Source organism: Methylobacterium oryzisoli (assembly GCF_046557895.1).
Lineage (GTDB): Bacteria > Pseudomonadota > Alphaproteobacteria > Rhizobiales > Beijerinckiaceae > Methylobacterium > Methylobacterium oryzisoli.
This window is the reverse complement of sequence record NZ_JBKIBX010000003.1, coordinates 156,766-179,934: the sequence shown is the minus strand read 5'-3', so window position 1 is coordinate 179,934 and position 23,169 is coordinate 156,766. Positions and strand designations below refer to the sequence as shown.

Annotated in this window: 24 protein-coding genes; 6 read left to right on the top strand and 18 right to left on the bottom strand. The window is 72.9% G+C overall.

Features of this window, described 5'->3' with window-relative positions; all coding sequences use genetic code 11:
- Window positions 1–71: 71 nt before the first annotated feature.
- The 5 genes from xoxF5 to ACKUB9_RS05035 form a co-directional block, all read right to left on the bottom strand.
- Window positions 72–1,874, bottom strand: a complete 1,803-nt coding sequence (xoxF5, locus tag ACKUB9_RS05055; RefSeq protein WP_407519996.1) for a lanthanide-dependent methanol dehydrogenase XoxF5 — start codon at window positions 1,872–1,874, stop codon at window positions 72–74.
- Between the two features lie 415 nt (window positions 1,875–2,289).
- Window positions 2,290–3,276: a quinoprotein relay system zinc metallohydrolase 2 gene (locus ACKUB9_RS05050; RefSeq protein WP_407519995.1), complete on the bottom strand. Its 987-nt coding sequence runs from the start codon at window positions 3,274–3,276 to the stop codon at window positions 2,290–2,292.
- A 14-nt stretch (window positions 3,277–3,290) separates the two neighbouring features.
- Window positions 3,291–4,031: an ABC transporter ATP-binding protein gene (locus ACKUB9_RS05045; protein WP_407519994.1), complete on the bottom strand. Its 741-nt coding sequence runs from the start codon at window positions 4,029–4,031 to the stop codon at window positions 3,291–3,293.
- On the bottom strand, window positions 4,012–4,746 hold the full coding sequence (locus tag ACKUB9_RS05040; RefSeq protein WP_407519993.1) for an ABC transporter permease: 735 nt from the start codon (window positions 4,744–4,746) through the stop codon (window positions 4,012–4,014). Before ACKUB9_RS05040 ends, ACKUB9_RS05045 begins: the two co-directional genes overlap by 20 nt.
- 34 nt (window positions 4,747–4,780) lie before the next feature.
- Window positions 4,781–5,758 (bottom strand): ABC transporter substrate-binding protein, encoded by a 978-nt coding sequence (locus tag ACKUB9_RS05035; protein ID WP_407519992.1) that lies wholly within the window; start codon window positions 5,756–5,758, stop codon window positions 4,781–4,783.
- A gap of 219 nt (window positions 5,759–5,977) precedes the next feature.
- On the opposite strand from ACKUB9_RS05035, the gene ACKUB9_RS05030 reads away from it, so the two are divergent.
- Window positions 5,978–6,355, top strand: a complete 378-nt coding sequence (locus ACKUB9_RS05030) for a 4a-hydroxytetrahydrobiopterin dehydratase (RefSeq protein WP_407519991.1) — start codon at window positions 5,978–5,980, stop codon at window positions 6,353–6,355.
- Between the two features lie 6 nt (window positions 6,356–6,361).
- Here the strand turns inward: ACKUB9_RS05030 and ACKUB9_RS05025 are convergent, their stop codons facing one another.
- The 5 genes from ACKUB9_RS05025 to ACKUB9_RS05005 form a co-directional block, all read right to left on the bottom strand.
- Window positions 6,362–6,583 carry a hypothetical protein gene (locus tag ACKUB9_RS05025; RefSeq protein WP_407519990.1) on the bottom strand — a complete coding sequence of 74 codons (222 nt, stop codon included), beginning with the start codon at window positions 6,581–6,583 and terminating at the stop codon, window positions 6,362–6,364.
- A gap of 115 nt (window positions 6,584–6,698) precedes the next feature.
- A complete protein-coding gene (gene sorU, locus ACKUB9_RS05020; RefSeq protein WP_407519989.1) occupies window positions 6,699–7,043 on the bottom strand; it encodes a SorU family sulfite dehydrogenase c-type cytochrome subunit in 345 nt (114 codons plus the stop codon).
- Complete coding sequence (gene sorT / locus ACKUB9_RS05015; RefSeq protein ID WP_407519988.1) at window positions 7,040–8,260, bottom strand: SorT family sulfite dehydrogenase catalytic subunit; 1,221 nt, start codon at window positions 8,258–8,260, stop codon at window positions 7,040–7,042. The genes sorU and sorT overlap by 4 nt, the downstream gene beginning before the upstream one ends.
- A 106-nt stretch (window positions 8,261–8,366) precedes the next feature.
- Window positions 8,367–9,239, bottom strand: a complete 873-nt coding sequence (locus tag ACKUB9_RS05010) for a metallophosphoesterase (protein WP_407519987.1) — start codon at window positions 9,237–9,239, stop codon at window positions 8,367–8,369.
- A complete protein-coding gene (locus tag ACKUB9_RS05005; protein ID WP_407519986.1) occupies window positions 9,236–9,847 on the bottom strand; it encodes a cation efflux transmembrane domain-containing protein in 612 nt (203 codons plus the stop codon). Before ACKUB9_RS05005 ends, ACKUB9_RS05010 begins: the two co-directional genes overlap by 4 nt.
- 150 nt (window positions 9,848–9,997) lie before the next feature.
- Between ACKUB9_RS05005 and croR the strand changes: the two genes are divergently transcribed.
- On the top strand, window positions 9,998–10,462 hold the full coding sequence (gene croR, locus ACKUB9_RS05000) for a 3-hydroxybutyryl-CoA dehydratase (protein ID WP_407519985.1): 465 nt from the start codon (window positions 9,998–10,000) through the stop codon (window positions 10,460–10,462).
- A gap of 33 nt (window positions 10,463–10,495) precedes the next feature.
- Window positions 10,496–11,305, top strand: coding sequence for a TrmH family RNA methyltransferase (locus tag ACKUB9_RS04995; RefSeq protein ID WP_407519983.1), 810 nt, complete (start codon window positions 10,496–10,498; stop codon window positions 11,303–11,305).
- A 49-nt stretch (window positions 11,306–11,354) separates the two neighbouring features.
- Here ACKUB9_RS04995 and ACKUB9_RS04990 read toward each other — a convergent pair whose 3' ends face one another.
- A complete protein-coding gene (locus ACKUB9_RS04990; RefSeq protein WP_407519982.1) occupies window positions 11,355–11,792 on the bottom strand; it encodes a hypothetical protein in 438 nt (145 codons plus the stop codon).
- Window positions 11,793–11,959: 167 nt separating this feature from the next.
- Between ACKUB9_RS04990 and crtI the strand changes: the two genes are divergently transcribed.
- The 3 genes from crtI (at window position 11,960) to ACKUB9_RS04975 (ending at window position 14,423) form a co-directional block, all read left to right on the top strand.
- Window positions 11,960–13,534 carry a phytoene desaturase family protein gene (gene crtI / locus ACKUB9_RS04985; protein WP_407519980.1) on the top strand — a complete coding sequence of 525 codons (1,575 nt, stop codon included), beginning with the start codon at window positions 11,960–11,962 and terminating at the stop codon, window positions 13,532–13,534.
- A complete protein-coding gene (locus tag ACKUB9_RS04980) occupies window positions 13,531–13,950 on the top strand; it encodes a DUF2141 domain-containing protein (RefSeq protein WP_407519979.1) in 420 nt (139 codons plus the stop codon). The genes crtI and ACKUB9_RS04980 overlap by 4 nt, the downstream gene beginning before the upstream one ends.
- A 242-nt stretch (window positions 13,951–14,192) precedes the next feature.
- Window positions 14,193–14,423, top strand: a complete 231-nt coding sequence (locus tag ACKUB9_RS04975) for a hypothetical protein (protein WP_407519978.1) — start codon at window positions 14,193–14,195, stop codon at window positions 14,421–14,423.
- Window positions 14,424–14,502: 79 nt separating this feature from the next.
- Here ACKUB9_RS04975 and ACKUB9_RS04970 read toward each other — a convergent pair whose 3' ends face one another.
- From ACKUB9_RS04970 to ACKUB9_RS04940, 7 genes are read right to left on the bottom strand one after another with little or no spacing between them, the layout of a single operon-like run.
- Window positions 14,503–15,207, bottom strand: coding sequence for a response regulator (locus ACKUB9_RS04970; RefSeq protein WP_407519977.1), 705 nt, complete (start codon window positions 15,205–15,207; stop codon window positions 14,503–14,505).
- Window positions 15,204–17,921 (bottom strand): ATP-binding protein, encoded by a 2,718-nt coding sequence (locus tag ACKUB9_RS04965; RefSeq protein ID WP_407520089.1) that lies wholly within the window; start codon window positions 17,919–17,921, stop codon window positions 15,204–15,206. Before ACKUB9_RS04965 ends, ACKUB9_RS04970 begins: the two co-directional genes overlap by 4 nt.
- Window positions 17,922–17,930: 9 nt before the next feature.
- Window positions 17,931–18,536 carry a K(+)-transporting ATPase subunit C gene (locus tag ACKUB9_RS04960; protein ID WP_407519976.1) on the bottom strand — a complete coding sequence of 202 codons (606 nt, stop codon included), beginning with the start codon at window positions 18,534–18,536 and terminating at the stop codon, window positions 17,931–17,933.
- Between the two features lie 20 nt (window positions 18,537–18,556).
- Complete coding sequence (gene kdpB / locus ACKUB9_RS04955) at window positions 18,557–20,647, bottom strand: potassium-transporting ATPase subunit KdpB (RefSeq protein ID WP_407519975.1); 2,091 nt, start codon at window positions 20,645–20,647, stop codon at window positions 18,557–18,559.
- A 59-nt stretch (window positions 20,648–20,706) separates the two neighbouring features.
- Window positions 20,707–20,895, bottom strand: a complete 189-nt coding sequence (locus tag ACKUB9_RS04950; protein ID WP_407519974.1) for a hypothetical protein — start codon at window positions 20,893–20,895, stop codon at window positions 20,707–20,709.
- Window positions 20,896–20,897: 2 nt separating this feature from the next.
- Window positions 20,898–22,613: a potassium-transporting ATPase subunit KdpA gene (gene kdpA / locus ACKUB9_RS04945; RefSeq protein WP_407519973.1), complete on the bottom strand. Its 1,716-nt coding sequence runs from the start codon at window positions 22,611–22,613 to the stop codon at window positions 20,898–20,900.
- Between the two features lie 22 nt (window positions 22,614–22,635).
- Window positions 22,636–22,725 (bottom strand): K(+)-transporting ATPase subunit F, encoded by a 90-nt coding sequence (locus tag ACKUB9_RS04940; RefSeq protein WP_407519972.1) that lies wholly within the window; start codon window positions 22,723–22,725, stop codon window positions 22,636–22,638.
- Between the last annotated feature and the right edge of the window lie 444 nt (window positions 22,726–23,169).

The following is a 23,169-nucleotide window of genomic DNA, read 5'->3' as shown; positions in this document are numbered from 1 at the left end:
ACTTCATCATAAGGAAGCCGGCGCGGAAACCCGCGCCGGCCTGACTTAAGTACAGGTGAACCTGCGACCGATTAGTTCGGCAGCGTGAAGACGGTGAGCTGACCGCCGAGGTTCGTGTAGTTCGAGAGGGCCGCGTAGCCGCCCACCGCGCCGAGACCGGCGTTCGGGTCGGTCAGGCCGGCCGCGAGGCCGATGCCCGCCCAGCCGCCGACGCCCGACAGGACGGCGATGTGCTGCTTGCCCTTGTGCTCGTAGGTCATCACGTTGCCGATGATGCCCGACGGGGTCTTGAACTTGTAGAGTTCCTTGCCCGTCTTGGAGTCGACGGCCTTCAGGTAGCCCTCGAGCGTGCCGTAGAAGACCACGTCGCCGGCGGTGGCGAGCGCGCCCGACCACACCGAGAACTGCTCCGGCACCGACCACTTGATCTTGCCGGTCACGTTGTCCCAGGCGATGAAGTTACCCATGCCGCCGTGCGAGCCGGGGGCCGGGTACATCGACAGGGTCGCACCGACATAGGGCTGGCCCGGGGTGTAGCTCACCCGGAACGGCTCGTAGTCCATGCAGACGTGGTTGGTCGGCACGTAGAACAGCTGGGTCTTCGGCGAGTAGGCCGCGGGCTGCTGGTCCTTGGTGCCGAGAGCCGCCGGGCAGATGCCCTTCGAGTTCACGTCCTCGCCGTTCTGCTCGGTCGAGTACTTGGCCACGACCAGCGGACGGCCGTAGGTCTTGGACGACTTGTCCATGTCGACCTTGGTAGCCCAGTTCACCACCGGATCGAACTTCTCGGCGACGAGGAGTTCGCCGTTCGCCCGATCGAGGGTGTAGCCGAAGCCGTTGCGGTCGAAGTGGGTCAGCAGCGGACGCTCGCGGTCACCGACCTTCTGATCCGAGAGGATCATCTCGTTGATGCCGTCGAAGTCCCACTCGTCGTGGGGGGTCATCTGGTAGACCCACTTGGCCGTGCCGGTGTCGACGTCACGGGCGAAGATGGTCATCGACCACTTGTTGTCGCCCGGGCGCTGCTTCGGGTTCCAGGTCGAGGGGTTGCCCGAGCCGTAGTACATCAGGTTGAGCTTGGGGTCGTAGGAGAACCAGCCCCAGGTGCAGCCGCCGCCCTGCTTCCACTGATCGCCTTCCCAGGTCTTCAGCGAAGAGTCCTTGCCGACCGGCTTGCCGAGATGGGTGGTCTTCTCCGGGTCGACCAGCATCTCGCCGTCGGGACCCATCGAGTAGCCGCGCCAGACCTGCTTCCCGTCCTTGAGGTTGTAGGCCGTGACGTGGCAGCGCACGCCGTACTCGCCGCCCGAGATGCCGACGATGACCTTGTCCTTGACCGGCAGCACGGTCGCGGTGTTGGTCTCGCCCTTCTTCGGGTCGCCGTTGACGACGGACCAGTTGACCTTGCCGGTCTTGGCGTCGAGCGACACCAGCGTGGTGTCGGCCTGGTGCAGCAGGATGGCGCCGTCGGCGTAGGCCAGACCACGGTTGACCGTGTCGCAGCACATCACCGGGATCACGTTCGGATCCTGCTTCGGCTCGTACTTCCAGACGATCTTGCCGTCCTGGTTGAGGTCGAGCGCGTACACGATGTTCGGGAACGGCGTGTGCACGTACATCATGTTGCCGACGACCAGGGGCGAACCCTCGTGGCCGCGCAGAACGCCCGTCGAGAACGTCCAGGCCACCTGCAGGTTCTTGACGTTGCCGGTGTTGATCTGGTCGAGCTTCGAATAGCGGGTGTTCGCGTAGTCGACAGTCTGAAGAACCTGCTGGGCCGGATTGGCGATCTGCTTCATCAGATCGTCGTTCGCCAGGGCTGGCGTGACGCCCAGGACACCTGCGCTCAAGGCTAAGAGATGGACCGCTCTCATGGATTCCTCCGACAGATGCGTCACGGGCCCTGCCCCCGGACGGGACATGACAGCAACGACCTGCTGTTTGCGCTTGGGGACGTCTTTGAGCTTCGGCAGCGTGTCACAACAGGCTGTGTCGGGTGCCCCCACTGTTCTTGGGTTTAGGGCACGCCATGTTTGCGAACCGGTCCCCGCCCTCCCCTGGCGGTGCCGTTGAAACCGAAGCTGAAGGAACTCTAAGAGAAAAATAGGCGCCGTCAACAACGATCCGGGGCTGGAAGCGGCCGTTTCCGGGTGAAACAGGGGTGACTTAAGTACGAATTCCCCTGTGTGTTGCTTTGCACAACGTAAATGCTGCGCTGCGGTATCAACTACTTGTGTAGAGCCCGGCAGAATCGCCCGCGAGGGATGGGGCCGGGCCGCCGCCGCAGCGTCACTCCCATTCCAGTTCCTGGTAGGCGGTGGTGGCGTTGCGCGCGTTGAAATCGGCGAACAGGGACCAGTTCCCGGCCTCGCCCCGGGCCGCCTGTCCGGCCTCGCCGATGGGGCGTCCCTCGCGGATCATCCGGCGCAGCTCGGCTTCGAGGGTGGCGAGGTAGCGGTCGATCGGTCCTGCCGCCGCCGGCCAGGGCAGCGAGGCCGGGCCGTGGCCCGGCACCACCCGGGCGGCGGGCTCGGCCTTCAGCCGTCCGAGCACCGCGATCCAGCCGGTGATGCGCCCGTCCAGGGCCGGCACGTGCCCGACGAACAGGAGGTCGCCGAGGAACCACGTGTCGGTGGCGAGGTCGCGCACCGTGAGGTCGCTGTTGGTGTGCGCGGTCGGCCACGCGTCGAGGCGCAGCCGCCGCCCGCCGAGGTCGAGCTCCCGGGTGTCGGCGACGAGGAGGGTCGGCGGCACGATGCGGGTGCCCGCGAAGGCGGGGCCGACCAGTTCGGCATTCGCCTGCAGGTAGCCCGCGGCGCGGGCCGACAGCGCCTCGGGCAGCGCCCTGTGCCCGACGACGATCGCGCCCTCCTCCACGAAGGCGGCGTTGCCCAGCAGGTGGTCGGGGTGGACGTGGGTGTTGATGACGTAGCGGATCGGCAGCGCGGTCCGCGCCCGCACCGCCGCGAGGAGCCGCCGGCCGGCCGCGAGGCTGCCGCCCGTGTCGATCACCGCGACGGCCTCGCTCCCGATCACGAAGCCGACATTGGCGATGGCGCCCGCGTTGTCGCGGGCGGCGAGCGCGTAGGGCGCCGCGTAGACGAACACCCCGGGCGCCACCTCCTGCACCGGCAGGGGCGCCTCCGCGGCGGCGGCGGGCTGCGCCTGCGCCCGGTCCGGGGCCGCGAGCACCGGCGGCGCCGGGGCGAGCAGGAGCGCCGAGAGCGCCAACCGCGCCAAGCGCGCCGAGGCCGGTGGGGGGAGCGCGAGCCGCATGGACGGTCTCCGGGTCAGGCGGCGACGGTGGCGGGGAAGCGCGCCGCGAGGTCCTGGCGCACGCCGTCCGCCCAGGCCCGGTTGCGCTCGGCCCGCGGGGTGGCGAGCGGCACCGCCGCGGCGAGGCTCGCGGGCCGGGGCGTCAGGAGCAGGAGCCGGTCGGCCACCTCCAGCGCCTCCGGCACGTTGTGGGTCACCATCAGCACGGCGGCGCCGCGCCGCCGCGCCGCCGCGAACACCACCCCCCGCAGGGCCGCCGCCGCGGTGTCATCGAGGGAGACGAAGGGCTCGTCGAGCACGAGCAGGCGCGGCTCGATCGCCAGCGCCCGGGCGAGCGCCACCCGCCGGGCCATGCCGAGCGAGAGCTCCCGCGGGTAGCGCCCGCGCCAGGGGCCGAGGCCGAGTTCGTCGAACAGCGCGTCGAGGGAGCGCCCCCGCTCGGGCCGCGGCAGGGACAGGCGCACGTTCTCCTCGACGCTGCGCCAGGGCAGGAGCCGCGGCTCCTGGAAGACCATGCCGCTGCGCATCCGGGCGGGATCGGGCGTCACCGTGCCCTCGAAGTCGCGGTCGAGGCCGAGCAGGATGCGCAGCGTGGTGGTCTTGCCCGCCCCCGAGGGGCCGATCAGGCAGACGGTCTCGCCCGGCCGAACCGTGAAGGCGAGGTCGCGCACCGCCTCGACGGAGCCGGAGCGCGACGCGTAGGCCTTGCGGCGGATCGCGACCGAGAGGGCCGGGTCAGCGCCAGCGTCGGGCATGGGCGTCGAGGGGCTGGAGCAGGAGGGCGTCGGCGACGAGCATCACCGCGCTGAACACGAGGCTGTAGCCGAACAGGGCCGTCACGTCGAAGAGCTGGAAGTAGTAGGAGATGGCGTAGCCCACCCCGTTCGGGCGCCCCAGCAGCTCCACCACCAGCACGATCTTCCAGGCGAGCGAGAGGCCCGAGCGCGCCGCCGCCACCGCGAAGGGTTCGAGCTGCGGCAGCAGCACGTGGCGGATCCAGGTGCGGCGGTCGTACCGGAAGGTCCGCGCCATCTCCTCCAGGCCCGGATCGAGGCCGCGCGCGCCCTCGCGCATGATCACCGCGACGTTCGGCATCTTGTTGAGGGCCACCGCCAGGATCGCGGCGGTCTCGGTCAGGCCGAGCCAGATGTAGGCCAGGACGGTGATCACCAGCGCGGGCGTGTTGAGCAGGACGAGGAGCGGCGTGTCGAGGAGCCGGTCGGCGGAGCGGGAGCGCCCGAGCAGGATGCCCAGCAGCGCTCCCGTCGCCATCGCGAGCAGGAACGAGGCCGCCACGCGGGCGAGCGTGATGCCGACGTTGCGCGGCATGTCTCCGCTCTGCGTCTCGCGCACCACGAAGGCCGCCACCGCCTCGGGCGACGGCAGGGTCCGCAGGTCGGTGAAGCGCGAGGCCAGCCACCAGGCCAGCAGCAGCAGCAGCGCCGAGAGGAGACGGGTCGCGAGCGCCATGCCGGCTCACGGCCCCGCCGGGCGCGGGCAGGCCTCAGCCATTGGGCGCGCCGTCGAAGTACAGCCCCTCGGGCAGCGCGGTCGCGGCGCCGACGAGGCGCTCGCCTCCGAGCCGGGCCAGCACCGCGTAGAGCCGCTCCGCGTCGGCGCGCTCGGCCGCGATGGGCCGGCGCGGGATGCCGGCCAGAAAATCCCGCCGCAGCGCCGCGAAGGTCGCCTCGTCCTCCGCCGCCATCAGCGGGCGCACCGTGGCCCAGGCGCCCTCGTCCGCCGCCAGCGCCTCCTTGGCCTGCCGCGAGGCCCGCGCGAAGGCCGCCACCGCGCCGGGCCGGCGCTGCAGCAGGCTCTCCTCGAAGACGTAGCCGAGGAGCGCGATCGGCCCCTCCACCCCGAGCGAGCGGGCGATCTCGTCGGCGGTGATCAGCCGCCGGAAGCCCTTGGCCTCCAGCCGCGCGCAGAAGGTCCAGTAGAGGAGCGCGGCGTCGAGTTCGCCCGCCTGGAGCTTCTGCATCAGCAGCGGGGGCGCCCCGAAGGCGGGCCGCGCCGCGCGGTCGAGGTCGATGCCCTCCCGCTCCAGCGCCCGCGCCTTGAGGAGGAGCCAGGTCTTGTCGAGCGCGCCGCCCGCGACCCCGAGGCGCTTGCCCGCGAGGTCGGCGACCGAGCGCAGCGGGCTGTCGCTCGCCACCATCAGGGCGCCCTCAGTGCTCGAATAGGGCAGGAACTTCACCGGCCGCCCCTCCGCCCGCAGGCGGGCCGCCCAGAGCAGGTCGGACACGATCGTGTCCACCTGCGCGCCCTGGAACGCGATGCGGGCGGCGTCGTTGCCGGCGAGCTTCAGGCTGTCGAGGGAAAAACCCTGCGCGGCGTCGAACCCGCGCTCCTTGATCAGGGCGGCCTCCCACGAGACCGTTCCGAAGGGCAGAACGCCCACCCGCAGCGCGCCGCCCCCGGCCGCGCGAAGCGGCAGAGGCCAGAGCGCGGCCGCGGCCAGCAGCCCGCGCCGTGAGAGCATGGCGCACCTCCCCCTCGTCCGAGCGCCCGCCGGGCGGCCGCGTGTGCGTCGGAGGTAAGGACCGCCGCCCCCGCTGTCCACCGCGACCGCTTGCGCAACGCCGCGCGAGTCTTCACCTTTTCGGCATGACCCGCCGCCCCTCCTTTGGGGGCAGGCCGCCCCGGCGGGCACCCGTACTTTGGTCAGCCGCCCGTCGGCCATCCGGACGAGGAGACGCCCATGTCCGCCACCCGCGACGCCGTCCTGGACCCGAGCCAGATCCCCGAGCGCATCGCCCGCGATCTGCCCGCCTGGCACTACGAGGACGGCTGGATCAAGCGCACCTTCAAGACCAACGGCTGGAAGGGCACCCTGATGGTGATCAACACGGTCGGGCACCTCGCCGAGGCCGCGTGGCACCATCCCGACATCACGGCCTCCTACGCCTGGGTGGAGGTGCGGCTCACCACCCATTCGGCCAAGGGCCTGACCGAGAAGGACATCGCGCTGGCGCGCAAGATCGAGGAAGTGGTGGGCTGGCAGCCGGGGCTGGAGGGCGGCGCCCTCGAAGGCACGCCTACCGACCCGCGCTTCGCCTACATCAAGTACGACAGGTAGGCGGCCTCATTCGTCCGGGCGGATCCGCCGGCACTGCGTCTTCAGGTAGGCCGTCCGGCCGATCCCCTCGCGCACCTCCGAGCGGGCGATGATCTCCTGCCAGCCGGTGGCGCAGCCCATCTCGTTGCCCACCCGCGTCTTGAACACGTCGGTGGCCGTCGCCTCGCCGCAGGACTGGACCGGGACGGTGCTGGCGCAGATCAGCACCACCGCCAGAAAACCGCTCATGCAAAACCGCCCATGCAAAACCGCTCTTGGGAATCCGTTCAGCGCGGGGCCCTTGGGGACCCCGCACCACGGCGCGGTCCCGGCCCGCGCCAAGCCCCATGACGGCCGGGCGCGCTCACCGCGCCCGGCCCGCCACCGTCGCGACGTAGTGGGCGACCGCCTCGACCTGCTCGGGAGACAGGTCCTCGAAGGCCGGCATCACCCCGATGCCGTTGACCACCGCCGCCTTCACCCGCGCGGCGTCGGGCTTCAGGCCGTCGAGGGCGGGGCCGACCTGTCCGGTCGTTCCGGCATCGGCCAGCGCGTGGCACAGCCCGCAATGCGGATCGGCCAGCTCGACGAAGACCTTGCGGCCGAGATCGAGCGCCGGGTCGGCGCGGCCGGGCGCGGGCGCGAGCGGCAGGAGGAGCACGGCTGCCAGCCCCGCGCGGGGCAGCCGGCGCACGGCGCGGGCCCTCACGTGGCGGTGATCTCCACGGCCGGGCCGCGCCAGCCGTTGTGGCTGTAGCCGCCGCCGTTCGCGGGCGTGCTTTCGGGCTGCACGGCGCCGGTCGCGTCAGTGGCGCGGCTCGCCAGGAGGTGGCGGCCGGGGGGCAGGTCGACCGGGAGCACGAACAGCCGCCACGCGAAGCGGCCGAGATCGGGACCGACGAACGCGGCGGGTTTCCACGTCGCCCCGCCATCGACCGAGACCTCGACGCCGCGCACCGCGTTCACGCCCCCGAAGGCGACGCCCGCGACCTGCACGCGGCCGGCCGCGACGCGCGTGAGCGGCGTGGTGATCCACGAGCGCACCGGCTGCTCCCAGACCGGCGGCTGGGTCGGCGCGGGTTTCTCGCCGACGCCGTGCATGCGGTAGCTCGCCGCCTGGATCTTCGCGTCGGTCTCGGCCGGGGTCAGCGCCACCGCCTTCACGTACTTGACGTTGTTCACCCCCGAATAGCCCGGCACGACCATCCGCAGCGGGCCGCCATGGGCCAGCGACAGGGGCTCGCCGTTCATCTCCCAGGCGAGCAGCACGGTATCGAGGGTCGCGAGCGGCACCGAGCGCTCGACCACGATGTCCCGCGGCTTGAGGCCGGGCGGGATCTCTTCGCCCCCGGTGCCGGTGATGAAGCGCATGCCGTCCGCCGGACCGCCGAGGGCCTCGACCACGGCCCGCAGCGGCACGCCGCTCCAGATCACGCAGCCCGCCGCGCCGACCGTCCAGGGCGTGCCGCTGATCTTCTGGCCCCCCGTCAGCGCGTCCTGGAAGTATTTGCGCCCGTTGCCGGAGCATTGCAGCACGGTCGCGACCGATTCGAGCCCGAGCCCCTTGAGCTCGCCGAGCGTGAGCGTGCGCGGCTGCTTCACGCCGCCGATCTCCACCCGCCAGGCGTCGCGGTCGGCGACGATCGCGGCGGGGGGCGGGTTCACGTTGTTGCGGATGTAGAGCCGGTTCGCCGGCGTGATGAGGCCGGTGCCGAACGCCTCGCGCCGCATCTCCAGGGTCTTGTCGGAGTGGACGATCAGCTCGTCGCCCTCCTTCCAGGCGACGTAATCGGGCAGCGCGGCCGCTTTCTTCTCCGGCGCCTTCTCCTGCGCTGCCGCCGTCCGCGGGCCGGCGAGCCCGGCCGCCACCGTGCCGGCCGCACCGGCCAGCAGCGTGCGCCGACGCAGGGTCGGGGTGTCGCTCATCACGTCCGTCTCCTCCCGTGCGGCATCGTCTGGGCCGTGACGGCCCGCGCTGCCTTGGGCCGCACTCTGCCACCCGGGTGCGGGGGCGTCCAGATTCGCGCCGGACTCACACCGCCACGATCAACGCCGGGTCGCAGCCCGCGCCCTCCACCGGGTTCGCGACGCAGCGCGTGCCGTGCAGCACCATGTCGTGGCCGGCGTGGAAGTGGCCGGAGATCCAGGCCGCCGGCCGATCGGCGGGCGGCAGATCGGCCAGCAGCGTCGTGGCGTAGAAGGCCGGCACCCACCAGGGCACGCCCGGCGCGTCGCGGTAGCGGTCCGCGGCCTCGGCGATGGGCGGGTGGTGCGTGACCGCGACGGTCGGGCCGGCCTGCGGCCGGGCGAGCGCCGCCACGAGGCGCGCCCGGTCCTCGGCATGGGCCGCCATCGCGGCCCGCGGGGTCCAGGCGGTGCCGTCGCCCTGCCGGATCGCCCGGTACTCGCGCGAGCCCGTCACCGGGTCGGTCATGCGGGCGGCCGCGAAGGCGACCGGATCGGCGGGGCGGTCGGGCGCGTCGGGCGACAGCCAGCGCCCGGCGAGCGACCAGTCGCTCCACAGGGTCGCGCCGACGAAGCGCACGCCCTCGATCACGGCAGCATGCCCCGCCCGCAGCAGCGCGACCCGGGTGCGGCCCGCGGCGGCGTTGGCCTCCCGCACCGCCGCGTCGAGGGCACCCAGCAGCTCCGGCGCCGTGCGGGGATCGCCCGCGGGCGCGTAATGCTCGTGGTTGCCCGGTACCAGCACCAGCGGGCGCTCGCCCGCGAGCGCCAGGAGCACGGCGAGCCCCCGCTCCGGCTCGCCCTCCCAGACGTCGCCCGCGCAGACCAGCACGTCGAAGGGCGCGGCGGGCGCCGGGATGTCGGCGGGACGGCGGCGCTCCAGATGCAGGTCGGAGATGGGCAAGAGCCGCAGGGGCCGGCGCGGATGGGCCGCTTTCATGCGGAGGGGGCCTCGCCGCGGGCCGCGCGTCCCTCGGCGCGGGCGGCCTCCCAGACCTCGCGGGCGGCATCCGCGTTGAGCGCGGCGATGCCGAGGCCGACCACGAGGTCGGGCCAGGGCGAGAGGGTCGCAGCGGTCACGAGGCCCGCCGCGATGATCGCGAGGTTGGCGTAGGCGTCGTTGCGCGCCGACAGGAAGGCCGCCTTGGTCAGGCTGCCGCTGCCGCCGCGGTGGCGGGCCAGGATGAGCGCGCAGGTGACGTTCACGGCGAGCGCGCCGAGGCCCGCCAGCGTCAGCGGCACGGGCGCGGGGGGAGCGAAATCCGCGATCTTCTGGTAGGCGGTCCAGAGCGTGGCGAGGCCCGGCACGAGCAGGATGCCGGCCATCACGGTGCCGAGCTTCGCCCGCGCCGCGAGGCTCCAGCCGAGCCCGGCCAGGATCAGCAGGTTGAGCGCCGCGTCCTCCAGGAAGTCGACGCTGTCGGCGATGAGCGCCACCGACCCGATGGCGAGCGCCACCGCGGCCTCGATCCCGAAATAGCCGAGGTTGAGCGCCGCCACGAGGCCGACGGCCCGGCGCAGGCCGGAGGATTCAGGGCTGGGGGGCACGGGCCTTCTCCGTGGCGGGACCGGCGCGTCTATGCCCCGCCGGCCCGCGCAAGGCCAGGGCGCGAGCGGCCCCTGCCCTCAACCTTTCGCCACTGGATTCCCGGTTTCCCCTGTGCAATGCCGGCCTCAAGGCGACAGGGAGAGATGCCGATGCTGCCCGAACTGCGCGTTCTGTACTTCGAGGACCTCGCCGTCGGGATGGCGGAGACGCTGACGAAGACCATCTCGTCCTCGGACGTGGTCGGCTTCGCGGAGATCACGGGCGACCGCAACCCGATCCACCTCTCCGAGCATTTCGCGGCGCGCACGCCCTTCGGCACCCGCATCGCCCACGGCCTCTACACGGCGGGCCTGATCTCGGCGGTGCTCGGCACGCGGCTGCCGGGGCCGGGCGCGGTCTATATCAGCCAGAGCCTGAACTTCCGCGCGCCCGTGCGCATCGGCGACACGGTCGAGGTCACGGTCGAGGTGGCCGAGCTGGTGCCCGAGCGGCGGCGCGCCCGCCTCACCTGCACCTGCGCGGTGAACGGCGAGACGGTGCTCGACGGCGAGGCGCTGGTGAAGGTACCGGCCAAGGCCGAGGCCGACCCCCTGGCGGCACGCACCAAGGGCTGAGACGCGCTGAGACGGGCCGAGCCCCGCACGGCCTTGCGCCCGATCCCGCTCGACGACCCCGCCGACCCGCGGCTCGCTCCCTACGCGGCGATCCGCGAGCGCGACCTCGTGGGCCGCCAGGGCCGGTTCGTGGCGGAGGGCGAGGTGGTGCTGCGGGTGCTGCTCTCCGGGCGCTCGCGCTTTTGCGCCGAGTCGGTCCTGCTCGCGCCCGAGCGCCTGCCCGCCCTGGAGGCGGCGCTCGCCGCCGCGGGCGACATCCCGGTCTACATCGCGGCCCGCCCGGTGATGAGCGCGGTCGCGGGCTTCCCGATCCACCGCGGCGTGCTGGCGATCGGCCGCGGCGGCCCCGTGTCCGATCCGGACGTGCTCGTGCCGGACGGGCCGGCGCTCCTCCTCGGCCTCGTCGGCCTGACGAACCACGACAATGTCGGCGGGCTGTTTCGCAACGCCGCCGCCTTCGGGGCGGACGGCGTGCTCATGGACGGCGCCACCTGCGACCCGCTCTACCGCAAGGCGATCCGGGTCTCGGCCGGCACCAGCCTCACGGTGCCGTACGGGCGGGTGCCGGACGGGGCGGCCCTCCTCGATGTCTGCGCCCGCCGCGCCCTCGTGCCGGTGGCCCTCGCCCCGGGGGGCGAGGACATCGCGGCCCTGCCGCCCCTGCCCCGCGCGCTCCTGCTGCTCGGCACCGAGGGCACCGGCCTGCCCGAGGCCCTGATGGCGCGGGCGCGCCGCGTCGGCATCCCGATGGCGCCGGGGGTCGATTCGCTGAACGTCGCGGTGGCGGGCGCGGTGGCGCTCCACCGCCTCGGCGGCGGGCGACTGACGTCGCCGGGGCGTTGACGCCGCCTCGGCGGCTGGCGCCGCCGAGGCGGCGCTGAAGGGCGGCGCCTCACCGCCCCGGCAGCGCCTCCGGCACCGTCTCGGCCTCCGCCGTGTCGCCGTGAATCGCCTCGCGGATCAGCCGATCGGTGGTCTCGGCGAAGTAGGCCGACAGCTCCTCGTGCAGGGCGGCGAACTGGGGCCAGACCACCGCGTCGAAGAACGAGCGCGGCGCGCGCACCATCACGGTGGTGCGCCGCTGGCGGGCGTAGCGGTAGGGGCGCAGGCCGTAGCGGCGGCACAGCGCCAGGAAGAGGCTCACCGACCACGCATCCGGCAGCGAGAGCTTCAGCTCGGTCGCGGGCTCCCGGTGCCCGGCCTCGGCGAGGCGCCCCCGCAGCCGCCGCACCGCCGCCTCCGCGGCGTCGCGCTCGCCGGGCGTCGCCGCGCCCGCGAGCAGCGCCTCGGCCTTGCCCAGCCGCTCGCGCAGCCTGTCCTCGATCGCCATGCAGCCCCCTGTTCGCGCCGCCCCTGAGGCGCATGGCCCGGCGCCCGGCGCAAGGGCAGTCCGGCGCGCGACAAAGGGTGCCAATTGCCGGGCCCGCGCGCAGCCCCAAAACTAGGCCGTACGGGGGAGATCCGGGTTGTCCGGATCAGACGTGCAGGAGTTCGGCGTTGCTTCAGCCGCGGGATGGGTACCGCATGGTGTCGGGGCGGCATGCGGTGGTGGTCGGTGCGGGCCCGGGCGGGCTCGCCGTCGCCCTGCTCCTGGCCCGGGAGGGCGTTCAGGTCACGCTGATCGAGAAGGATGCCTGCGTCGGCGGGCGCACCCGCACGGTGACGGCGCCGGGCGGGTACAAGTTCGACATCGGGCCGACCTTCTTCCTCTACCCGCGCATCCTCGCCGACATCTTCGCCTCCTGCGGCGAGCGGCTGGAGGACCATGTCCGGCTGGAGCGGCTCGACCCGCTCTACCACCTCGTCTTCGAGGGCGGCGGCGAGATCCGCTCCTCCCCGGACGTCGCCCGCCTCAAGGCCGAGATCGCCCGCATCGCGCCGCAGGACGCCGCCCAGGTCGAGCGCTACCTCGCCGACAACCGGGCCAAGCTCGAAGCCTTCCGGCCGGTGCTGGAGCAGCCCTTCGACACGCTGCGCAGCCTCGTCTCCCCGGCGATGCTCTCCGCCCTGCCGCTGCTGCGCCCGCACGCCACCGTCGACCGGGACCTGCAGCGCTACTTCAAGGACCCGCGCGTCCGCCTCGCCTTCTCGTTCCAGACCAAGTACCTCGGGATGTCGCCCTTCCGCTGCCCGAGCCTGTTCACCATCCTGAGCTTCCTCGAATACGAGCACGGGGTGTACCACCCGGTGGGCGGCTGCGGGGCGGTGTCGGAGGCGATGGCGGGGCTCGCGCGCCGGCTCGGGGTCGACATTCGCCTGGGCACCAGCGTCGACCGGGTGCTGTTCGAGAACGACCGGGCGGTGGGCGTCGAGGCCGGGGGCGAGCGAATCGCCGCCGACGGCGTGGTGGTGAACGGCGACTTCGCCAAGGTGGTCCGCGCCCTGGTGCCGGAGCGCCACCGCCCGCGCTGGCGCAACGCCAAGCTCGACAAGGCCCGGCTCTCCTGCTCGACCTTCATGCTCTATCTCGGGCTGGAGGGCGGCATGCCGCCCGCGCTCGGCCACCACACGATCCTGCTCGCCGAGGATTACCGCCGGAACATCGAGGAGATCTCCACCGGCATCCTGCCGATGCAGCCCTCGGTCTACGTGCAGCACGCGGGCTACACCGACGGCGGCATGGCGCCGCCCGGCCATACCAGCCTCTACGTGCTGGTGCCGGTGCCGAACCTGCGCGCCGGGATCGACTGGGCCGAGATCCGCCCCGCCTACCGCCGCCTCGTCCTCGACCGCCTGAAGCTGCTCGGCCTGCCCGACATCGAATCGCGCATCCGCTACGAGCGCGTGGTCGACCCGACCGACTGGCGGGACGAGTTCGCGGTGAACGAGGGGGCGACCTTCAACCTCTCGCACGACCTCGGGCAGATGCTCTACTTCCGGCCCCATAACCGCTTCGGGCCGGGCCTCTACCTCGTCGGCGGCGGCACCCATCCGGGCTCCGGCCTGCCGGTGATCTACGAGGGCGCGCGCATCACCGCGCGGCTCCTCCTGCAGGATCTCGCGCGCGAGCGCCGGACCGCCCCGCCGGCGCTCGCGCCCCTGAGCGTCGCGCCGACCGGGGAGGCGTCGTGAGACTGCCTGTCTGCCTCGTCGCCTGCGCGCTCGCCGGGCCTGCCGCCGCGGCGGGCGTCACGGTGACCGTCGACGGCGTGCAGCCGGGGACCGGGCGCGTCTTCGTGGCGCTGTGCGTCGGCGGCCTGTCGGAGGAGGCCTGCCGCATCGGCGAGAGCGCGCCGGCGTCCGCGCCGACCCTGCGCTTCGGCTTCGCGAACGTGCCGCCGGGTGTCTACGCGGTGGCCGCCTACCAGGACCTCGACGGCGACGGGCGCCTCGCCCGCACGCCGCTCGGCCTCCCGCGCGAGCCCTACGGGTTCTCGAACGGGGCCGGGCGCGGCGGCCGGCCGGATTTTTCCGCCGCCGCCTTCACGCTCGCCGAGCCCGGAGCCGCCCTGCGGGTCCGCCTGATCCAGGCGCTGCCGCGGCGCTAGAGCAGGATCCGATCGCGTGGCGATCGGATCCTGCTCCAGGCTTTCGATAGTGTCGCATTTTCTGCGACGAACCGGTCACCACTTCGTCGGAAAATGCTTGAGCAGGGCCGCCGGGCGTTCCCCGCCGGATCCTGATGAGATGCTGATGGGATCGCATCCGCATCCCGCTCGAACCCTTATGCCCCTTCGTCCAGCTTCGGGGGCGCGGTCCCGCGCCGGATCGCGTCAACCCCGGACATCCGATGTCGCCCCTCCTCCACGTCGCCCCCCCGGCTGAGCCCCCGCCCGGCGAGCCGTCCCGCTTCATCGTCGGCCAGGATCCGCAGGGCCACTGGGTCGCCGTCGAGATCCACGGCCGCGCCGGCGGCCTGTTTCGCAGCCGCACCGACGCGCTGCACTACGCCGAGGACGCCTGCGGCCACCGGCCCGATGCGGTGGTGGTGTCGGGCGAGCGCATCGCGCTGCCGCTCTGAGCCCCTCGGTCCCCTCAAGGAAGACCGCGGGATCCCCTCTCCCGGGGAGGGGTTCCCCGCGCTTCACGCGGCGATGGGGCTAGGGCGACGATGTCTTGGGAGCGTCGTCGGGCGCCTTGAGGCGGTAGCCGACGCCGGTCTCGGTGAGCAGGAGGCGCGGGCGCTCCGGATCGGCCTCCAGCTTCTGCCGGAGCTGGCGGATGTAGACGCGCAGGTATTGCGGCTCGGAGGAGACCGAGACCGCGTTCATCAGCTGGGCGTGGGTCAGCACCTTGCCGGCATGCAGCACCAGCACCCGCAGGAAGTCGTATTCCCGCGGCGTCAGCTTGATCTCGGCCCCGTCGACCCGGACGATCCGGCGCACGAGGTCGACGCTGAGGCCGTCGACCTGGAAGACCGGGCGCTCGCCCTGGGCGGTGATCTGATGGCGCAGGGCCGTGCGCAGGCGCGCGAGCAGCTCGGCCATGCCGAACGGCTTCGTCACGTAGTCGTCCGCCCCGAGGTCGAGGGCCTCGACCTTGCCGGATTCGTCGTCCCGGCTCGACAGCACCACCACCGGCAGGCTGGGGAAGCGCTCGCGGATGGTGCGCAGCAGGTCGTGGCCGCGCAGGTCCGGCAGGCCGAGGTCGAGGATGACGAGGTCCACCCGCTCGCGCGCGAGCAGGTCGAGGGCGCTGCGGCCGTTCGGAGCCTCCAGGATCGCGTAGCCCTGCGTGGCGAGGCCCGTGCGCAGGAGCCTGCGGATCGGCGGCTCGTCGTCGATGACCAGGATGGCGTGGCTCATGCGGCGATGCCCTCCGCGGCGCCGGCCTCCGGAACCGGCAGGCTCAGGACGAAGCAGGCCCCGGCGCGGTCCGGCCGGTTGGCCGCCGTCACCGTGCCGCCCATCGCCTCCACGAAGCCGCGCGCGATCGCAAGCCCGAGCCCGGTGCCGGCCCGGACGCGGTCGCCCTTGCGGGCGCGGTAGAACTTGTCGAACACGCGCTCCACGTCCGCCTCGGGCAGGCCCTCGCCCTCGTCCAGCACCGCGATGCGGACGAACCGGCCCTCGCGGCGCGCCCGCACGGTCACGGTCGAGCCCTCGGGGGCGTACTTGGCGGCGTTGTCGAGGAGGTTGACGAGCACCTGCTCGAACAGCACCGGATCGAGGCGCAGCGTCGGCAGGTCCGCCGGCACGTCGACCGCGACCCGGTGCCGGGCGAGCACGGCCTCCACCCGGCGCAGGGCCGTGTCGACGCTCTCGCCCACGTCCTGGGGGGCGAGGTTCGGGGCCACGGCCCCGGCTTCCAGCCGCGTCATGTCGAGCAGGTTGGCGATGAAGCGGTTCAGCCGCTCCGCTTCCTCGATCACGGTCGCGAGCAGATCGGCCTTGGCCTGCGCCGAGAGCGCCGCGTCGAGGTCGCGCAGGGTGCTGGCCGCCCCGAGCACGGAGGCGAGCGGCGTGCGCAGGTCGTGGCTGATCGAGGTGAGCAGCGCCCGGGCGAGGCGGTCGGTCTCGGCGGCGCGCTCGGCCCGGTCGAGATCCGCCACCAGCCGCACCCGCTCGATGGCGAGCGCGCCCATGTCGGCGAGCGCGTCGAGCAGGCGCCGGCCCTCCGGCGTGAGGATCGGCCCGGTGCCGTCCGCGTCGAGGCCGATCACCCCGACGCGCCCGCGCCCGGTGCGCAGGGGCAGGAAGAGCCGGCGGGCGCCCGGCAGGGTGTCGGCGCCGCGGCCCGCCGGCCGGTCGTTGTCGAAGGCCCAGCGCGCGGCCGCCGCGTCCGCCGCATCGAGGCTGTCCTCGGGCGGATAGCCGGCCTGGACCGGCAGGCCGTCGCCCTCCGGCAGGAGCAGCACGACGCGGACGCGGAGCATCGCGGCCACCTGGGCGCAGGTGGCCCAGAGCACGTCGTCCAGCGAGCCGCAGCCCGCGAGCTTGCGGGAGAAACCGTAGAGGCGCTCGGTGGCGCGCGCATTGGCCTGGGAGACGGCGGCGATGCGCTGCGAGCGGGCGGCGAGGTTGGAGACCAGCACGGCGACGCCGCCGAACAGGAGGAAGGCCGCGATGTTCGTGGGATCGGCGATGGTGAAGGTGTAGATCGGCGGCAGGAAGAAGAAGTTGTAGGCGAGCGAGGCCGCCACCACGGCGGCGAGCGACGGGCCGAGGCCGAAGCGCCCCGCCACCGCGACCACCGCGGTGAGCAGGAAGAGGTCGGCGTTCTCGACGCCCGCATAAGGCTGGAGCAGCAGCGCGACCCCGAGCCCGGCCGCCGTCGCGAGGAGCGCGAGCGCGTAGGGGTGCGGTCTCCAGGCCGCGGCAGCGGGCGCCGTCGCCACGCGCTTCCCTGAGGCCTGGGGCGCGTCCAGCGCCTCGCCGGCCACCACGTGGACGCTGATGCGGCCGCTGCCGCGCACGAGGTCGTGCACGACCGAGCCGTTCATCAGCTCGAAGAGCCACGAGCGCGTCGCCTTGCCGACGACGATGTGGTTCACGTTGGCCGAGCGGGCATAGGCCAGGATGTCCTCGGCGATGCGCCGCCCGCCCGGGATCGTGACCGCATCGCCCCCGAGCCGGTCGGCGAGCCGCAGGGTCTCGGCGAGGCGGTCGCGCTCCGCCTCGCCGAGCGAGAGCGAGCGCGGCCCCGCGACGGTGAGCGCCGTCCAGGGCGCGTGCAGGCGGTCGGCGAGCCGCTTGGCGTAGCGCACGAGACCGGCCGCGCGCGGATCCTCGTTCACGCAGACCAGCACCCGCTCCCCCGCCCCCCAGGGGCCCGCGATGGCGTTGGCCCGCATGTGGCTGAGCAGTTCGTCGTCCACCCGGTCGGCGGTGCGCCGGAGCGCCAGTTCGCGCAAAGCCGTGAGATTGCCGCGCGAGAAGTAGTGCCGCAGCGCCCGCTCGGCGTTGGCCGGCACGTAGACCTTGCCCTCCCGCAGCCGCTGGATCAGGTCGTCGGGGTTGAGGTCCACCACCTCGATGTCGTCGGCCCGGTCGAGGATCCCGTCCGGCACGGTCTCGCGGACCCGGATGCGGGTGATGGCGGCCACCACGTCGTTGAGGCTCTCGACGTGCTGGATGTTGAGGGTGGTGAGCACGTCGATGCCGGCGTCGAGCAACTCCTCCACGTCCTGGTAGCGCTTCGGGTGGCGCGAGCCCGGCGCGTTGGTGTGGGCGAGTTCGTCCACCAGCGCGAGCGCCGGGCGGCGGGCCAGCAGCGCGTCGAGGTCCATCTCCTCCAGCACGGTGCCGTGATAGGGCACGCGGCGGCGCGGGATCACCGCGACGCCGTCGAGCAGGGCCTCGGTCTCGGCCCGGCCGTGGGTCTCGACGATGCCGGCCACCACGTCGGCGCCGGCCTTCAGCCGGGCGCGGCCGACGGTGAGCATCTCGTAGGTCTTGCCGACGCCCGGCGCGGCGCCGAGGAAGATCTTGAGCCGGCCGCGCGTCCGCTCCTCCCGGCGCGCCGCGTCGAGCAGGGCGTCGGGCGAGGGGCGGTTCGGATCACGGCCGGCTTCAGGCATCATCCCTCCTCAGCGGCGGGCCAGGTCGTCCAGAGCGAGGTTGAGCGCCAGGACGTTGACGCGCGGCTCCCCCAGCACGCCGAGGGTGCGCCCCCGGATGTGGGCCTCCACGAGGGCGCGGAGCGCGTCCTCGGGCAGGTTGCGGGCCCGGGCGACGCGCGGCACCTGGAACAGGGCGGCCTCGGGCGAGAGGTCCGGGTCGAGGCCCGAGCCGCTCGTCGTCACGAGGTCGACCGGCACCGGCCGGCCCGGATTCTCGGCCTTGAGCGCGTCGAGATCCCCCCTCACCCGCTCGGCGAGCGCCGCGCTGGTGGGGCCGAGGTTGGAGCCCATCGAGTTCGCGGCGTTGTAGGGCGCCGGCACGGTCTTGGCAGCATCGGCCGGGTCGGGCGCCGTCGTGGCCGAGGGACGGCCGTGGAAGTAGCCGGCGCCGGTGAAGGACTGCCCGATCAGGCCGGAGCCGACGATGCGGCCGTCGCGCTCGATCGGGCTGCCCGCGGCCTGCGCCGGGAAGATCGCGCCCGCAAGGCCGGTCATCGCGAGCGGATAGGCGAGGCCCGTGATCGCGCTCAGGGCGACGAGCAGCACGAGGGCGGGGCGAAGCGGGTTCGGCATGGGAAAAATCTCCGTGATCGTCAGGCGAGGTGCAAGGCGGTGACGGCGAGGTCGATGAGCTTGATACCCGCGAAGGGCACCAGGATGCCGCCTAAGCCGTAGACGAGGAGGTTGCGCCGCAGGAGCGCGGCGGCCCCCACCGCCCGGTAGCGCACGCCCCTCAGCGCCAGCGGGATCAGCGCCACGATGATCAGCGCGTTGAAGATGATCGCCGACAGGATGGCGCTCTGCGGCGAGGCCAGGCCCATCACGTTGAGCGCCTGCAGCTGCGGGTAGAGCGTCAGGAACATCGCCGGGATGATGGCGAAGTACTTCGCCACGTCGTTGGCGATCGAGAAGGTGGTGAGCGCACCGCGGGTCATCAGCAGCTGCTTGCCGATGCCGACGATCTCGATGAGCTTGGTGGGGTCGGAATCGAGGTCGACCATGTTGCCGGCCTCGCGCGCCGCCACCGTGCCGGTGTTCATGGCCACGCCGACATCCGCCTGGGCGAGCGCGGGCGCGTCGTTGGTGCCGTCGCCGCACATGGCGACGAGCTTGCCCGCTCCCTGCTCGCGCCGGATCAGGGCGAGCTTGTCCTCCGGCGTGGCCTGGGCCAGGAAGTCGTCGACGCCGGCCTCCGCCGCGATGGCGGCGGCGGTCATCGGGTTGTCGCCGGTGATCATCACGGTGCGGATGCCCATGCGGCGCAGCTCCGCGAAGCGCTCGCGGATGCCCCCCTTCACGATGTCCTTGAGGTAGACGACCCCGAGCAGGCGGCCGTCCCTGGCCACCGCGAGCGGGGTGCCGCCCGCCTTGGCGATCGCCTCCGCGGCGGCGCGGATCTCCGCCACCGCCTCGGTCTCGGCGGCCGGGTGGTAGGCGAGCGCCGCGTTCGAGCCGCGGCTCGCCGCCGGCCCGCCGGACAGGGCGGCGATCACGGCCTCGACCGCCCCCTTGCGGATGGACGAGCCGTCGAGATCGACGCCCGACATGCGCGACTGCGCCGTGAAGGGCACGAAGGTGGCGTTGAGCGCCGCCATGTCGCGGGCGCGCAGGCCGTAGCGCTCCTTGGCCAGCACCACGATGGAGCGGCCCTCCGGGGTCTCGTCGGCGAGCGAGGCGAGCTGGGCGGCGTCGGCGAGATCCTGCTCGGAGACGCCGCGGACGGGCCGGAACTCCGTCGCCTGCCGGTTGCCGAGCGTGATGGTGCCGGTCTTGTCGAGAAGCAGCGTGTCGACGTCGCCCGCCGCCTCGACGGCCCGGCCCGACATGGCGAGCACGTTGAAGCGCACCAGCCGGTCCATGCCGGCGATGCCGATGGCCGACAGGAGCGCGCCGATGGTGGTGGGGATGAGCGTCACGAACAGGGCGACGAGCACGATCACCGGGATCGACCCGCCCGCGTAGGACGCGAAGCTCGGGATCGAGGCCACCGCGAAGACGAACACGATGGTCAGCCCCGCGAGCAGGATGTTGAGCGCGATCTCGTTGGGCGTCTTCTGGCGCGCGGCGCCTTCCACCAGCGCGATCATGCGGTCGACGAAGGTCGAGCCCGCGGCGGCGGTGATGCGCACCTTGATCTCGTCCGAGAGCACCTGCGTGCCCCCGGTCACCGCCGAGCGGTCGCCGCCGGATTCGCGGATCACCGGGGCGGATTCCCCCGTGATGGCGGCCTCGTTCACGGAGGCCACGCCCTCGATCACCTCGCCGTCGGACGGGATCAGGTCGCCGGCCTCGACCAGCACCACGTCGCCGACCTTCAGGCTGGTGCCGGGCACGGTCTCGTAGGCCCGGCCCCGGCCGGTGAGGCGCTTGGCCGTCATCTCGGTGCGGGTGCGCCGCAGGGAATCGGCCTGGGCCTTGCCGCGCCCCTCGGCCAGCGCCTCGGCGAAATTAGCGAAGAGCAGGGTGAACCAGAGCCAGAGGACGATCTGGCCGGAGAAGAACAGGTCGCCTCCGCCCGCGATGAGGTCGCGGACGAAGAGGACGGTGGTCAGCGCGGCCACGACCTCGACCACGAACATGACCGGGTTGCGGATCATGGCGCGGGGATCGAGCTTCCTGACGGAGCCGGCGAGCGCGGGGCCGACGAGGGCGGCGCTGAACAGGGAGGTTTCTTGACGGGACATGGGTGTGGTGTCCGGAAAGGGCCGGGAGGGGCGGCGCTCGCGGGCGCCGCCGGGTTCGGTCAGGGAGCGGGCGCGCCGGTCGCGAGCGCGATGGCGGCCCAGACGGTCAGGCTGCCGAGCAGCGCGAGGCCGGCCAGCGCGAGCACGACGTCGGTGGTCCGCAGCAAGGACCGGTCGTGCGGGCGGACCGGGCGGGGGCGGTGGCGGGCGAGGCCGCGGCGCAGCCGCGCGGAGTACGAGACGGGCATGCTCAGCCTCCCGCCGCGAAGGTCTGCCCGGCCGCGCCGGCGAGGTGCTCGACCACCGGACCCAGCGCCAGGGAGGGGAAGAAGGTCAGGCCGCCGACGATCAGGATGACGCCGACGAGCAGGCCCACGAACAGGCCGCCATGGGTCGGGAAGGTGCCGGCCGAGGCCGGCACCGTCTTCTTGGCCGCGAGCGAGCCCGCGATGGCGAGCGCCGGGAGGATGACGAAGAAGCGGCCGACCAGCATGCCGAGCGCCAGGATGGTGTTGTAGAACAGCGTGTTGCCGGTGAGGCCGGCGAAGGCCGAGCCGTTGTTGGCCGCCGCCGAAGTGAAGGCGTAGAGGATCTCCGAGAAGCCGTGCGGGCCGGCATTCGCTGGACCGGCGAGGCCGGCGGGCAGCACGGTCGCGAGCGCGGTGAGCCCCAGCATCATCAGCGGCAGGCAGAGGATGGCGAGCATCGCCATCTTGACCTCCCGCGCCTCGATCTTCTTTCCGAGGTACTCGGGCGTGCGCCCGACCATCAGCCCGGCGACGAAGATCGCCACGATGACGAAGACCAGCATGCCGTAGAGGCCCGCGCCGACGCCGCCGACGATGATCTCGCCGAGCTGCATGTTGACGAGCGGGATCAGGCCGCCGAGCGCCGTGAAGGAATCGTGCATGGCGTTGACGGCGCCGCAGGAGGCCGCCGTCGTCACCACCGCAAAGAGCGCTGAGGCCACGATGCCGAAGCGGACCTCCTTGCCCTCCATGTTGCCGCCGGTCAGGCCGAGCCCGTTCAGCACGGAGCTTCCTGACGCTTCGCTGGCGTAGGTGACGGCGACCCCTGCCACGAACATCACCGCCATCGCGCCGAGGATCGCCCAGCCCTGGCGCTCGTCGCCGACCATGCGGCCGAAGACGTTGGTGAGCGCGGCGCCGAGCGCGAAGATCGAGACCATCTGCACGAGGTTCGACAGCGCGGTCGGGTTCTCGAACGGGTGGGCGGCGTTGGCGTTGAAGAAGCCGCCGCCGTTGGTGCCGAGCATCTTGATGGCGACCTGGCTCGCCACCGGCCCCACCGCGATGGTCTGCCTTGCCCCTTCGAGCGTGGTCGCCTCCAGCGAGGGCGAGAGCGTCTGCGGCACCCCCTGGGAGACGAGGAAGAGCGTGTAGACCACGCAGAGCGGAAGCAGCACGTAGAGGGTGCAGCGGGTGAGATCGACGTAGAACGAGCCGACGGTGCGCGCCGAGGCCCGGGAGAGGCCGCGGATCAGCGCCACGGCGAGCGCGATGCCGGTGGCCGCCGAGAGGAAGTTCTGGGGGGTGAGCCCCAGCATCTGCGACAGGTACGAGAGGGTGCTCTCGCCGCCGTAGTTCTGCCAGTTGGTGTTGGTGACGAAGCTCGCCGCCGTGTTGAAGGCGAGGTCCGGCGCCACGGCCGCCATCCCGGCCGGGTTGAGCGGCAGCGCCGCCTGCAGCCGCAGCACCGCGTAGAGCAGGACGAAGCCGAGCAGATGGAAGAGCAGCAGGGCGAGGCCGTAGCCGCGCCAGGTCTGCTCGTGGCGCGCGTCGATCCCGGCCGCGCGGTAGAGCCCGCGCTCGACGGGGCCGAGCACGGGCGAGAGGAAGGTGCGCTCGCCGGTGAAGACGCGCGTCATGTACCAGCCGAGCGGCTTCACGAGCGCCAGCACGACCGCGCTGAACAGCGCGATCTGGATCCAGCCGTTGAGAGTCATGGTGGGAGGTCCGTCGGGCCGCTCAGAACCGCTCGGGGCGGACGAGGGCGCAGGTGAGGTAGACGAGGAGGCCGGCCGCCACGACGGCGCCGAGCGCGAGGTCGAGGGTCATGCGCGGCCCTCCCTCACAGGCGTTCGCACAGGGCGACGTAGCCGGCCGCGAGGCCGAAGAAGGCGACGCCCGCCGCGATGAAGACGATGTCGAGCATGGGGATGCGGTCCGGTTCGGCCGGTCGCGTCACGGGCGACCGACTGTCCGGAATGTGGCCTCGACCCGCGTTAGGGTTCGAGAGCGGGCGGGCGGCGATCTTATAAGGATCCCATCAGGATCGGCCGGTCCGGACGGGCCTGCGCGAGGGGATCGTCCGGAATGCGGCGCGCCGCCCGGGAGGCCGCCGGGGTGAGGGGCGGGCGCGCCGATCAGGCCTCCTCGCCCGGGGCCGCAGGCCTGTCCAGGGAAAATTCCTCGACAAGGATGGCGCGGGGAACCCCTCTCCCGTGCGGGAGAGGGGCAGGGGATCGAAGATCCCGCGTGAGGGTCCAGGTGGAGCCGCAG

What these genes read in the sequence shown, in the direction of transcription:
- xoxF5 (WP_407519996.1), bottom strand. Translation starts at nt 1,874, where the DNA reads ATGAGAGCGGTCCATCTCTTAGCCTTGAGCGCAGGTGTCCTGGGCGTC.
- ACKUB9_RS05050 (WP_407519995.1), bottom strand. Translation starts at nt 3,276, where the DNA reads ATGCGGCTCGCGCTCCCCCCACCGGCCTCGGCGCGCTTGGCGCGGTTG.
- ACKUB9_RS05045 (WP_407519994.1), bottom strand. Translation starts at nt 4,031, where the DNA reads ATGCCCGACGCTGGCGCTGACCCGGCCCTCTCGGTCGCGATCCGCCGC.
- ACKUB9_RS05040 (WP_407519993.1), bottom strand. Translation starts at nt 4,746, where the DNA reads ATGGCGCTCGCGACCCGTCTCCTCTCGGCGCTGCTGCTGCTGCTGGCC.
- ACKUB9_RS05035 (WP_407519992.1), bottom strand. Translation starts at nt 5,758, where the DNA reads ATGCTCTCACGGCGCGGGCTGCTGGCCGCGGCCGCGCTCTGGCCTCTG.
- ACKUB9_RS05030 (WP_407519991.1), top strand. Translation starts at nt 5,978, where the DNA reads ATGTCCGCCACCCGCGACGCCGTCCTGGACCCGAGCCAGATCCCCGAG.
- ACKUB9_RS05025 (WP_407519990.1), bottom strand. Translation starts at nt 6,583, where the DNA reads ATGAGCGGTTTTCTGGCGGTGGTGCTGATCTGCGCCAGCACCGTCCCG.
- sorT (WP_407519988.1), bottom strand. Translation starts at nt 8,260, where the DNA reads ATGAGCGACACCCCGACCCTGCGTCGGCGCACGCTGCTGGCCGGTGCG.
- ACKUB9_RS05010 (WP_407519987.1), bottom strand. Translation starts at nt 9,239, where the DNA reads ATGAAAGCGGCCCATCCGCGCCGGCCCCTGCGGCTCTTGCCCATCTCC.
- croR (WP_407519985.1), top strand. Translation starts at nt 9,998, where the DNA reads ATGCTGCCCGAACTGCGCGTTCTGTACTTCGAGGACCTCGCCGTCGGG.
- ACKUB9_RS04990 (WP_407519982.1), bottom strand. Translation starts at nt 11,792, where the DNA reads ATGGCGATCGAGGACAGGCTGCGCGAGCGGCTGGGCAAGGCCGAGGCG.
- ACKUB9_RS04975 (WP_407519978.1), top strand. Translation starts at nt 14,193, where the DNA reads ATGTCGCCCCTCCTCCACGTCGCCCCCCCGGCTGAGCCCCCGCCCGGC.
- ACKUB9_RS04970 (WP_407519977.1), bottom strand. Translation starts at nt 15,207, where the DNA reads ATGAGCCACGCCATCCTGGTCATCGACGACGAGCCGCCGATCCGCAGG.
- ACKUB9_RS04965 (WP_407520089.1), bottom strand. Translation starts at nt 17,921, where the DNA reads ATGCCTGAAGCCGGCCGTGATCCGAACCGCCCCTCGCCCGACGCCCTG.
- ACKUB9_RS04960 (WP_407519976.1), bottom strand. Translation starts at nt 18,536, where the DNA reads ATGCCGAACCCGCTTCGCCCCGCCCTCGTGCTGCTCGTCGCCCTGAGC.
- kdpB (WP_407519975.1), bottom strand. Translation starts at nt 20,647, where the DNA reads ATGTCCCGTCAAGAAACCTCCCTGTTCAGCGCCGCCCTCGTCGGCCCC.
- ACKUB9_RS04950 (WP_407519974.1), bottom strand. Translation starts at nt 20,895, where the DNA reads ATGCCCGTCTCGTACTCCGCGCGGCTGCGCCGCGGCCTCGCCCGCCAC.
- kdpA (WP_407519973.1), bottom strand. Translation starts at nt 22,613, where the DNA reads ATGACTCTCAACGGCTGGATCCAGATCGCGCTGTTCAGCGCGGTCGTG.
- ACKUB9_RS04940 (WP_407519972.1), bottom strand. Translation starts at nt 22,725, where the DNA reads ATGACCCTCGACCTCGCGCTCGGCGCCGTCGTGGCGGCCGGCCTCCTC.